The 9,461-nt window shown below is 71.8% G+C and carries 12 protein-coding genes and 1 tRNA gene; 8 read left to right on the top strand and 5 right to left on the bottom strand.

The window, feature by feature from the left end:
* Positions 1-15: 15 nt before the first annotated feature.
* Positions 16-1,266, bottom strand: coding sequence for a hypothetical protein (locus ACH414_RS04555; RefSeq protein ID WP_398940788.1), 1,251 nt, complete (start codon positions 1,264-1,266; stop codon positions 16-18).
* 158 nt (positions 1,267-1,424) lie between these two features.
* Here ACH414_RS04555 and ACH414_RS04550 point away from each other — a divergent pair.
* The 3 genes from ACH414_RS04550 to ACH414_RS04540 all read left to right on the top strand — a co-directional run bounded on the left by ACH414_RS04550 (position 1,425) and on the right by ACH414_RS04540 (position 2,338).
* Positions 1,425-1,496, top strand: a tRNA-Val gene (locus ACH414_RS04550).
* 119 nt (positions 1,497-1,615) lie between these two features.
* Positions 1,616-1,828, top strand: coding sequence for a hypothetical protein (locus ACH414_RS04545; protein WP_382543283.1), 213 nt, complete (start codon positions 1,616-1,618; stop codon positions 1,826-1,828).
* Between the two features lie 78 nt (positions 1,829-1,906).
* Positions 1,907-2,338: a VOC family protein gene (locus ACH414_RS04540; RefSeq protein ID WP_398940787.1), complete on the top strand. Its 432-nt coding sequence runs from the start codon at positions 1,907-1,909 to the stop codon at positions 2,336-2,338.
* Between the two features lie 32 nt (positions 2,339-2,370).
* On the opposite strand, the gene ACH414_RS04535 is transcribed toward ACH414_RS04540, so the two are convergent.
* Complete coding sequence (locus ACH414_RS04535; protein WP_398940786.1) at positions 2,371-2,964, bottom strand: hypothetical protein; 594 nt, start codon at positions 2,962-2,964, stop codon at positions 2,371-2,373.
* Positions 2,965-3,144: 180 nt separating this feature from the next.
* Here ACH414_RS04535 and ACH414_RS04530 point away from each other — a divergent pair, with 180 nt between their 5' ends.
* Entirely contained in the window at positions 3,145-4,206 is a 1,062-nt protein-coding gene (locus ACH414_RS04530; protein WP_398940785.1) for an HNH endonuclease, read from the top strand.
* An 83-nt stretch (positions 4,207-4,289) separates the two neighbouring features.
* Positions 4,290-4,862, top strand: a complete 573-nt coding sequence (locus ACH414_RS04525; RefSeq protein ID WP_398940784.1) for a DUF4262 domain-containing protein — start codon at positions 4,290-4,292, stop codon at positions 4,860-4,862.
* 261 nt (positions 4,863-5,123) lie between these two features.
* Here the strand turns inward: ACH414_RS04525 and ACH414_RS04520 are convergent, their stop codons facing one another.
* Positions 5,124-5,498: a hypothetical protein gene (locus tag ACH414_RS04520; RefSeq protein WP_386569787.1), complete on the bottom strand. Its 375-nt coding sequence runs from the start codon at positions 5,496-5,498 to the stop codon at positions 5,124-5,126.
* An 87-nt stretch (positions 5,499-5,585) separates the two neighbouring features.
* On the opposite strand from ACH414_RS04520, the gene sigJ reads away from it, so the two are divergent.
* Both sigJ and ACH414_RS04510 read left to right on the top strand, forming a co-directional pair.
* Positions 5,586-6,533 (top strand): RNA polymerase sigma factor SigJ, encoded by a 948-nt coding sequence (gene sigJ / locus ACH414_RS04515; RefSeq protein ID WP_398940783.1) that lies wholly within the window; start codon positions 5,586-5,588, stop codon positions 6,531-6,533.
* A gap of 32 nt (positions 6,534-6,565) precedes the next feature.
* Positions 6,566-7,213 carry a DUF4231 domain-containing protein gene (locus tag ACH414_RS04510; RefSeq protein ID WP_382543271.1) on the top strand — a complete coding sequence of 216 codons (648 nt, stop codon included), beginning with the start codon at positions 6,566-6,568 and terminating at the stop codon, positions 7,211-7,213.
* Here the strand turns inward: ACH414_RS04510 and ACH414_RS04505 are convergent.
* The gene (locus ACH414_RS04505; protein ID WP_391769153.1) at positions 7,203-7,652 is read right to left on the bottom strand and encodes a lamin tail domain-containing protein; all 450 of its coding nucleotides are present in this window, start codon (positions 7,650-7,652) and stop codon (positions 7,203-7,205) included. The two genes, ACH414_RS04510 and ACH414_RS04505, sit on opposite strands and share 11 nt — an antisense overlap.
* A gap of 219 nt (positions 7,653-7,871) precedes the next feature.
* Between ACH414_RS04505 and ACH414_RS04500 the strand changes: the two genes are divergently transcribed.
* Positions 7,872-8,714: an MBL fold metallo-hydrolase gene (locus ACH414_RS04500; protein ID WP_398940782.1), complete on the top strand. Its 843-nt coding sequence runs from the start codon at positions 7,872-7,874 to the stop codon at positions 8,712-8,714.
* Here the strand turns inward: ACH414_RS04500 and ACH414_RS04495 are convergent.
* Positions 8,656-9,420 (bottom strand): GntR family transcriptional regulator, encoded by a 765-nt coding sequence (locus ACH414_RS04495; RefSeq protein WP_386569778.1) that lies wholly within the window; start codon positions 9,418-9,420, stop codon positions 8,656-8,658. The two genes, ACH414_RS04500 and ACH414_RS04495, sit on opposite strands and share 59 nt — an antisense overlap.
* Positions 9,421-9,461 lie beyond the last annotated feature (41 nt).

Below are 9,461 nucleotides of genomic sequence, written 5' to 3'. Positions count from 1 at the left end.
GTTACGGGCCGCCGCCTACGCCTTCCCCCGCTCCTCGCGAATCTGCTCGACGACCCGCCCGGCGGTCGCGCGGATCGCCTCCAGCTCCTTCAGGAAGGCCCAGTAGTCGGGGTGCCGGCCGCTGTCGAGGGTGCCGACGGCCCGGTCGATCCGGGCCACGGCCTCGTCGAGGGGCGCCGCGTGCCGGGGGTCGGGGGTGGTGCGGCCGCTCATGGCGAGCCGCTGGGCGTCCCGTACGGCGAACCGGGTGCGGTCGATCTCCGCCCCCGGGTCCTTGGCGACCGCGTTGAGCCGCTGCAGCCGCTCGCCGGCGGCGGCCACGCCCTCGTCGGCCGTGTTGAGCAGGGCGCGGGCCGTGGCCATCAGCGAGGTGGCGTCGGGCCAGCGCTGTTCCTCGCGGGCCTTCGCCGCCTCGGCGAGCCGCTCCTCGGCCTGCCGGGACGCGGTGGCCGCCTGCTCGGGCACGTGCTGGAGGTCCTGCCAGCAGGCCGCCGAGAAGCGGCGGCGCAGCTCGGACAGGACCGGCTCGACCCCGTCGGCACGGGTGGCGAGGGCCTGGGCGCGGGTGCGCAGCGAGACGAGCCGCTTGTCGATCTCGGCGGCCCGCTCGGGCAGCCGGGCGGCCTCGGCCCGTACCGCCTCGGCCTCGCGCAGAACCCGGTCGGCGCGCTGCAGGGTCTCGGCGACGCCGTGCCGCCCGGCCCCCTCGTTGAGGCGGGTCAGCTCGGGCCCGAGCAGCGCGAGCCGCCGCGCGAGGTCGTCGGCCCGGAGCCCCTGCTCCCGGGCGGCCTCCAGCGCGTCCCCCGCCGCGCGCAGCGCCTGCCTGGCCCGCTCGACGGCGGGCGCGAGGCGGGCCAGCTGGGTCTCCGCCCGGCCGAGCAGCGGCGCGAGCCCCTCCTCGAAGCGGTCGAGCTCGCCCTTGACCCGGACGAGCTCGTCCCGGGCGCGGTCGAGCTCGGTCTTCGCGCGGGTGGCGGTGGCGGCGTCGAGCTCGTCCCGGTCGAGGTCATGCGCGTCGACGGCGCCGATGTACGCGTGACTGACCTCGTCGATCCGCCGCCCCAGCGCGGCGAACCCGTCCACGGCGCGCCGGGCGTCCGCCGAGTCGTCGACGGCGGTGATCGTCTCTATGGAGATCCGCAGCCCCCGCTGCGCGGTGTCGAGCTCGTAGAACGCGGCCGCCGCGGCGTCCTTCGCCGCCTGCGCCTCGGCCCGCCGACTCTCGTCCCGCCCCCCGAACCACCGCCGGGTCCTCTCGGTCGCCACGTTCCCTCTCCCGCGCTGTCTCCGCCGCCCTGCCGGGTCCGGTACATTCTCCCACCCCCCAAGGACGAGCACACGGCCCCGTCAGTTCGCCGGAACCCGCCCCCGTATCGGTTTGCCGCACCCACCGGTCCGCCATGTACGCTGTTGCTTCCTTCCACGGGTGCGTAGCTCAGGGGTAGAGCGCTGCTCTTACAAAGCAGATGTCGGCGGTTCGAAACCGTCCGCGCCCACCGGTGAAAAGCCCCAGGGCCCCGTCAGGATGACCTTCCATCCGTGCGGGGCCCTTGGCGTTCCGGGCCTCCGGGGGCGAGGTTCGTGGTGGGCGGCTCCGGCCGTGCATCCTGGAGACATGGCAGACGGTCCCATAGTGGTGCACCGGGCGGTCGGCACCGGTGGTCGGCGAGTGACCCTGCGCGGTCACTTCCTCGGTCTCGCCTACAGCGATGTCGACGTCGTCGAGTTCCTCCGGCGAGCGGGCCTCCCTGATGCCGACGCCCTCCTCGACGATCCCGCCTGGGTGACGTGGCGAGGCGGCCGGGAACACGACTACGCCGCGGCGTAGGCCGGAGCGGCACCGGAGGCCGGTCGCCTGCCGCGGGCGCCTCGACATCCAGGTCAGGGCCCCTGTTACTGTGCGCCGATGTCAACGATCAAACAGTTCCAGGTGACCTTCGACTGCGCGGAGCCGGCGCGCCTCGCCGCCTTCTGGTGCGAGGCGCTGGGGTACGTCGTACCGCCGGTCCCGGAGGGCTACGCCACCTGGGAGGAGTACCACCGCACGCTGCCGCCCGAGGACGAGATCTACTTCGGGTGCACCGACCCCTCGGGTGTGGCCCCGCGCCTGCTCTTCCAGCGGGTTCCCGAGGGCAAGGTCGTCAAGAACCGGGTGCACCTCGATGTGCGGACCGGCGCCGGGCTCGTGGGTGACGAGCGCCTTGCCACGCTCGAGGCCGAATGCGCCCGGCTGACGGCGCTCGGCGCGAAGCACGTGCTGACGCAGCTCGCCGACGGCGTGAACGAGTCCTGCATCACGATGCAGGACATCGAGGGCAACGAGTTCTGCCTCACCTGAGCCCCTTGCGAGACCGTGCTGCCGGACAGAGGTCACCGCGACGGTAGATGAAGTGGGTCGTGGTGGTGCCAGATGAGGTATCGGTTCTCGCGGCACAGTTCGGCGGAGCCCCACTCGATGCGCATGACGCCCTGAGTCATGGAGCAGGCGTAGGCGACGAGTACGAGCTTGGCGTCGCCTGACAGCAGGGCGAGGTCGGGATGGGGCTCCTGCTCGTCCAACTCGGCGAGGCCCAGGTCGAAGGCTTGCTGCATGGGCTCGGGGCCGTGTCGGCGTATCAGTTCGGCACGGAAGCCCGTGGCGCGTCGCAGTCGTGCCGTCGTGACGGGGACGTCTTTCTTCGCGTAGCGGAGCGGGTAGATCACATGGCCGCCAACGGTCATGACCGTTCGTCCCTGTAAGCGCACCGGGGCGGCCTCGGGGAGCGAGGCGAGGCTCACTTCCAGCTCCTCGAACTGCGCCGCGTACAGGCCGTGTCCGTACGCCTCCAGCGTCTGCGTCTGCACTCCCTCGTGGCCGCTGCGGGCTCGGTCGTGGGCTCTGACCAAGCTGGCGGGGATCAGTTCGGCCAACGGCCCGGCCGCGTCGCCGAAGGCCTTCTCGGCCCACCCTGTCACGGTTGGCATCGGTCACTACCGCCCTTCCCCCTGGTGACGCCTGAGCGCCGAGCAGCATTCAACGAAACCGTGCAGGCAAGGTGTGAGCCGCGCAAGAGGGCATCCGGCGCATGAACGGGCGCACGGCGCCCGACGCTTGGTCACCTCGGGTGTAAGGCGGCCGTCAGTGGTGATCCGTACGCTGCCGTCATGCGCAGAGGAGCGATCACACGGGGATCCGTACTCAAGGCCATCGCGGAGTACGACGAATTGGGACAGGCTGCGTTTCTGGCGAAGTACGGCTTCGGCGAGGCGCGCTCGTACGTCGTGGTGCACGGCGGGCGGGAGTACGACGCCAAAGCCATAGCCGGCGTGGCGCACCAGTGGGAACAGGGACGAGCACTCAGGCCTGATGAGTTCAGCGGAGGCAAGGAGCATGCCGCGGCGTGGCTGAAGCTGGCAGGCTTCCAGGTCAAGGCCGTCAAGAATCCCGACTGGGCACGGGACGAGATCATCCTTGCTTGTCAGCTCGTAAGGGAGAACGGCTGGAAGGGGCTCGACGCTCAGGATGCCAGAGTGGTCGAACTGTCTGGCCTGCTCCAGCTGCTTCCCATCCATGCCGAGGCGGATCGCAACGAGAAGTTCCGCAACCCGAACGGGGTGGCGCGCAAGACGATCGACATCGCCACGCGACATCCCGAGTACCAAGGCAGGCCCACCAACGGCGGCGCCCTCGACGTTGCGGTGCTGATGGAGTTCCTTGCCCGGCCAGACGAGATGACTGAGGTCGCTCGGCTCATTAGGCAGGGCATTGCGGCAGGCGACCTGCAGAGCCTTGCACCAACGGATGACGAGGAATTCGACGACTACAGCGCTCCAGAGGGTCGGCTCCTCATGCGCCGTCACCGGGCCCGCGAGCGGAACAAGAGCCTGCGGAAGAAGAAGATCGCTTCTGTGATTCAGCGCGGTGGGCGGCTGGCGTGCGAGGCGTGTGGGTTCGATTTCGAAGAGGTCTACGGCGACCGCGGCGCTGGGTACATCGAATGCCATCACGTCGTGCCGTTGCACGAAGCAGGCGAGGGGCGCACCAAGCTCAGCGATCTCGCCCTCATATGCGCCAACTGTCACCGCATGATCCACCGGCATGCGCCGTGGCCGACCCCCGCGGAGTTGCGGGCCTCCATCGAGCGGAAGCATGCAGCTGATAGGCGCGCCGCGGAATTCATTGCCCGACCGCGCAGGGCGGCTGACCAAGAGATCCTGAATCCGTGATCCGATATCCACTTCCCTGAGCGCCGCGGCCATGTGAGACCCCGACCAGCGGGGTCTCGACCCCGATCTGCTTGGATGCGCGGGTGACCGACCAGACCGCTTCCTCGTCGTGCCCTTGTGTGCTGTGTGATCCCGCCGCCTCGGAGACCCTCCGGGCACGTCGACTGAGGGAGAAGTACTGGTCCCAAGAGATGGCGAATGTCCGTGAGCATGGCTGGCACGTCGTGGGTGTCGGCGGTGGGGACATCCCGGACTGGTCCTTCACGGTCGGCCTGTGGCATTCCTATCGGATCCCAGAGGTCGCCATGTTCGGTCTGGAGCTTCAGGGCCTGATGCACTGGGTCAATGCCGCGGCCGCCGAGCTGCGTGATGGGGCTTCGACGGAGCCCGGCACGCTGCTCCCAGGCGTCATCGAGGGGTACGAGGTCCAGGTCCAACCGGTGGACGTCAGCTGGCACCGCCCGTTGCTCGGCACGGCCGTCGGCTTCTATCGCCAGACCCCGGTCCCCGTCGTCCAGCTCGTCTGGCCTGACCGGGATCACCGCTGGCCGTCGCACGACCAGGCCAGCCCGGGCTGCCGCGCGCAGCCCAGCCTGTGGCTTCCGGTCGACGCGCACCCGACCGGCGTCTGGACCGAGGAGGCAGCCGAGCAGTGAGCGGATGCGAATTGACGGGGCGGACGTAGGAGTCTACGGCGGTGACGGGGCTCGGGTTCCCCTGAATACCGGCCTACCGGCTCGGGTCGAGGACGAGCGCCTCCCTCCTTTCGCAGCGGCTCGCCATCGCCGTCCACCATCCAGGGAGGCCCGGGAGGCCAGGGCGTTAGGCGGTCACACCGTCCAGACGATCGCCCAGCGCCTCGCCCCGCGTCTCCGTCCCCGGCCATCCCGCTTCCCGGCTTCGGCCGAGCCGTCGGGTCAGGCGGCTCGTCTCGGGGCGGCCGTGTGGGCGGCGAGCGCCAGGGCGCTGAGGCCGAACATCAGGACGCCGAGGGGGACGTGCAGCGCCGGCTTGTGGGCGATGCCCAGGATCACCTGAGCCGAGGCCAGGACGAGGAAGCCGATGGAGTACAGGACGGGGCGCGGCGAGCCGCCCCCCGGCCGCCAGGCCAGGACCGCGGCGAGCACGTACAGCATCGACGCCCCGTACATCACGCGCGCTCCGACGCCGTGGAGCGTCTCGCCGTAGGAGGTGGAGAGCAGCAGTCCCGCGCTGGTCGCCTGGAGGAAGAGGGTCAGGGTCTGCAGGGCCGCCGAGAGCCGGAGGAATCCGAGGGCGGGGGGCGTGGTCATGATCGGGGCCTTTCTGGCGTCGGTAGGGTCTCGGTCGTTCGACGACGCAGGGCCGTGGAATGTGATGTGGGGGGCGGGGGCGGCTTCATGAGCGACGTGACGGGGATCGGTGTCGGTGGCGGCGACGTACTCGGTGAGCGGCGGCGGTTGACCAACCTCGCCTATCGGCTGCTCGGCTCGCTGGCCGAGGCCGAGGACGCCGTCCAGGAGACGTACGCCCGCTGGTACGCGATGCCGCCGGAGCGGCGGGACGCCGTCCGGGCGCCCGGGGCGTGGCTGACGACGGTCGCGGGGCGGGTCTGTCTGGATCTGCTCGGCTCGGCGCGGGTCCGGCGCGAGCGCTACGTCGGCGCCTGGATCCCGGAGCCGCTGCCCGACCGCCGGGAATGGGGTGGGGGCGGGGGCGGGGGCGCGGACGACCCGGCGGACCGGGTGACCCTGGACGAGTCCGTGCACATGGCCTTCCTCGTCGTCCTGGAGTCGATGACCCCCGCCGAGCGCGTCGTGTTCGTGCTGCACGACGTCTTCCGCTATCCCTTCGCGGAGGTCGCCGGGATCGTCGGCCGGACTCCCGCGGCCTGTCGCAAGCTCGCCTCGTCGGCCCGCCGCCGGGTCGACACCGCGGGGGCGGCCCACGCGAAGCCCGCCGCGGCCCGGCAGGCCGGTGTGGTGCGGGACTTCAAGGAGGCGTGGGAGGCCAAGGACATCGGGGCCCTCGTCGGCCTCCTCGACCCCGCCGCCCGGATGGCCGCCGACGGCGGCGGCCTGGTCGGCACGGTGCTGCGGCCCGTCGACGGCGCCGACCGCATCGCCGAGTACCTGCTCTTCATCGCCGGCAAGGCCCCCGGCCTCACCCTCCTGGAACGGACGGTCAACGGGCGCCCCGGCCTGGTCGCCCAGCACGACGGCGTCACCGTGACCGTCGCCGCCTTCGACCTGGCCGACGACGGCCGGATCGGCGGCATCTGGGTCGTCCGCAACCCGGAGAAGCTGCGCCCCTGGCTCGCCTTCGGGGCGGCTGCGGCGTCAGGTTGACGCGCGCGGGGCGCCGACGGTGTACTCCGGCCATGGACGAGGTGGGGGACGCTCCCGAAGTGGGCGCGCAGCGCGGCGAGATGACGCCGCGGACGTACGTGGACGAACGGCTCGCGCAGTATCAGCAGTGGTACGACCGCAAGGCCACGAGGATGAAGGCGATGCATCTGCGGATGCGCACCGTCTCGGTGGTCGGGGGCGCGCTCGTGCCGGTCCTCGTCAACCTGGACATGGGGTTCGCCCGGATCACCGCGACCGTGATCAGCCTGGTCGTGGTGGCGTCCGTGTCGCTGGAGAGCGTCTACCGCTATCGCGAGCAGTGGAAGAACTACCGGTCGACCGAGCAGCTCCTCGGCCACGAGCGGGTGTACTTCGCCGCCCGGGTCGGGCCGTACGACCGGCTCTCGGAGCGGGACGCGTTCACGGCGCTGGTCGCCCGGGTGGAGAAGGCGATCGCCAACGAGAACGCGGCCACCCTCAACGTCATGACGCTCGGCGGGCAGGTCGGCAGCGAGCTCCAGCAGTACGGGCTCCCCCCGCAGCGCGAGGGGAGCCCGTCGGGTGCCGGTGGGGCCGGAGCGGTCGGCGGGACCGGTGGCGCCACCGGGGCCGGTGGGGCAGGTGGGGCCGCCGGAGCCGGTGGGGCCGCCGGGGCCGATGGGGCGGCCGTCAGCACATGACGTAGTCGACCCGCGTCGAGTTGTACGAGCAGGTGTCGATCCGCGTGCCGTTGGACTTGCGCAGCGTGGCGGTGTCGCGGTCGTTGTTCCAGACGTACCAGCCGCGGCCCTGGTAGAGGTTGTAGGCCGTGTTGGTGCCGTGGCCGGTGCGGACGGTGACCGTCCTGCCCTTGCCGAGGGTGAAGTTGCCGAAGGTGTACTTGTGGTTCGACGCGTCCGTCAGCGTCCAGCCGCGCAGGTTGACCGCCGCGCCGGTGGTGTTGCGTATCTGCACGTACTCGGCGTTGAGGCTGGCGTCGCCGCCCCGGTCCGCCCCCGGGCTGTCGTAGTAGATCTTGTACAGATGGACGGAACCGGCCGCCTGGGCGGGCGAGGGCAGCAGGAGCAGGCCGGCTGCGGCGGCCGTGGCGGCGGCCGCGACGGTGCGCGTACGGAGCATGGAGGTCCCTTGGTGGTCGTTGCGATCCGGGCACGGTCCCTGATGGCCGCCCGGCGCGCACACAGAATAGACACGGCCTTCACAACTTCCGCACGGAGTTCGGGAAATGGCCGGAGAGGAGGCCCGGGCGCGGCCTAAACTGCGCGCATGGACGGCTCAGCCCGCGTCGACGGATCTGCTCGCGTCGACGGCCCTGCTCGCATGGACGGCCCTGCTCGCATGGACGGCCCTGCTCGCGTCGACGGCTCTGCCCGCACCGACGGCTCTCTGCGGATCACCGTGCTCGGTTCCGCCACCCCGTCCCCCCGGCCGGGGAACGCCTGCTCCGGGTACCTCGTCGAAGGCGCCGGCGTCCGCGTCTGGGTCGACGCGGGCAGCGGGACGCTGGGCGAGCTCCAGCGGTACGTGGGCCTCGGCGAGATCGACGCCGTCTGGATCTCGCACCTGCACGCGGACCACTGCGCCGACCTGCTCACCGCCTTCTACGGCCTGCGCTACGCCGACGTCCGACGCCCGCGCCCGCTCCCGCTGTTCGGCCCGCCCGGCATCGCCGACCGGCTCGCGGGCTTCCTCACCAACGGGCCCGAGCGCAGCCCGGTCGAGAGCGCCTTCGCGATCGAGGAGCTGTACGACGGGCACGGCGTCCGCCTCGGCGGGATCGATCTCCTCTCGCGCGCCGTCGAGCACGGCGGCCCGCCCGCCTTCGCGCTGCGGGTGCGAGGCGCCGACGGGAGCGTCCTCGCCTACTCCGGTGACAGCGAGCCCTGCTCCGCCCTCGCCGAACTCGCCCGCGACAGCGATCTGTTCCTCTGCGAGGCGGACGGCGAAGGGCACGGGCACCACTCTCCGGAGCAGGCCGGCCGCACCGCCGCGGACGCCGGGGCCGGGCGGCTGCTCCTGACCCATGTCGGACCCGCGATCGCGCCCGCGCGGGCGGTGGAGCGGGCGGCCGCGGCCTTCCCCGGGCCGGTCGAGTACGCCGCCCCGGGACGGACCTACGCCGTCACGCGTCGAAGTCGTACTCCAGGACGTACGACGCCGAGTCCAGCGTCATCTCGTTGAGCTCGACCGGGACTCCCGCCTCCGTGAGGGCCGTCCGGCTGATCAGGATCACCGGGGTGCCGAACTCCAGGGCGAGCCGGGCGCTTTCCTCGGCCGTCGGCATGCGGCAGCGGATCTCCTCGCGGAAGTGCACCGGGCGGTGGCCCAGCTCGGTGAGGCGTGCGTAGGTGCCGCCGGGGCCGGTGTCCCGCTCCGTGATCGCGGTGCCCTCGGCGATGCCGGCCGGCAGGTACGAGACCGAGAGCAGCACCGGCTTGTCGTCCAGGACGAATCGCCGGCTGCGCACGCACACCGCCGCGTCGGGCGAGGCCAGGTCGAGCACCCGCGCCACCCGCGCCCCCGCGGGCACGGCCTCCCGGACCTCGATCTGGTCGACGAGCAGGGAGCGGTCCTCGATGTCCGCGGACCAGACCGAGCGGCCGGCGCCCCAGTGGCCGTGGGCGAGCCGCGGAATGCCCCGGCGGCGCAGCGGGCGGAAGGCGCGCACGAAGACCCCGGCGCCCTTGCGGGCCTCGGCCAGCCCCTCGTTGCGCAGGACGGACAAGGCCTGGCGGGCGGTCATCCGGGCCACGTCGTAGGTGGACATCAGATCGTTCTCGCCGGGGAGGCGGTCGCCCGGCGCGAAGTCACCCGACTGGATCGCGGTTCTCAACTCGTCGGCGATGCGCTGGTACTTGGGCCGACGACCGCTGTCCTGGTCAGTCATGGGTGGACCACTCCCTTCCGTCTGCGGGACACCCTAAGGCC

The sequence above is a fragment of the Streptomyces sp. NPDC020422 genome (genome assembly GCF_044386705.1).
In the GTDB taxonomy this organism is placed as follows: domain Bacteria; phylum Actinomycetota; class Actinomycetes; order Streptomycetales; family Streptomycetaceae; genus Streptomyces.
The sequence above is the reverse complement of the archived record's forward strand: the minus strand, read 5'-3'. Positions and strand labels throughout refer to the sequence as shown.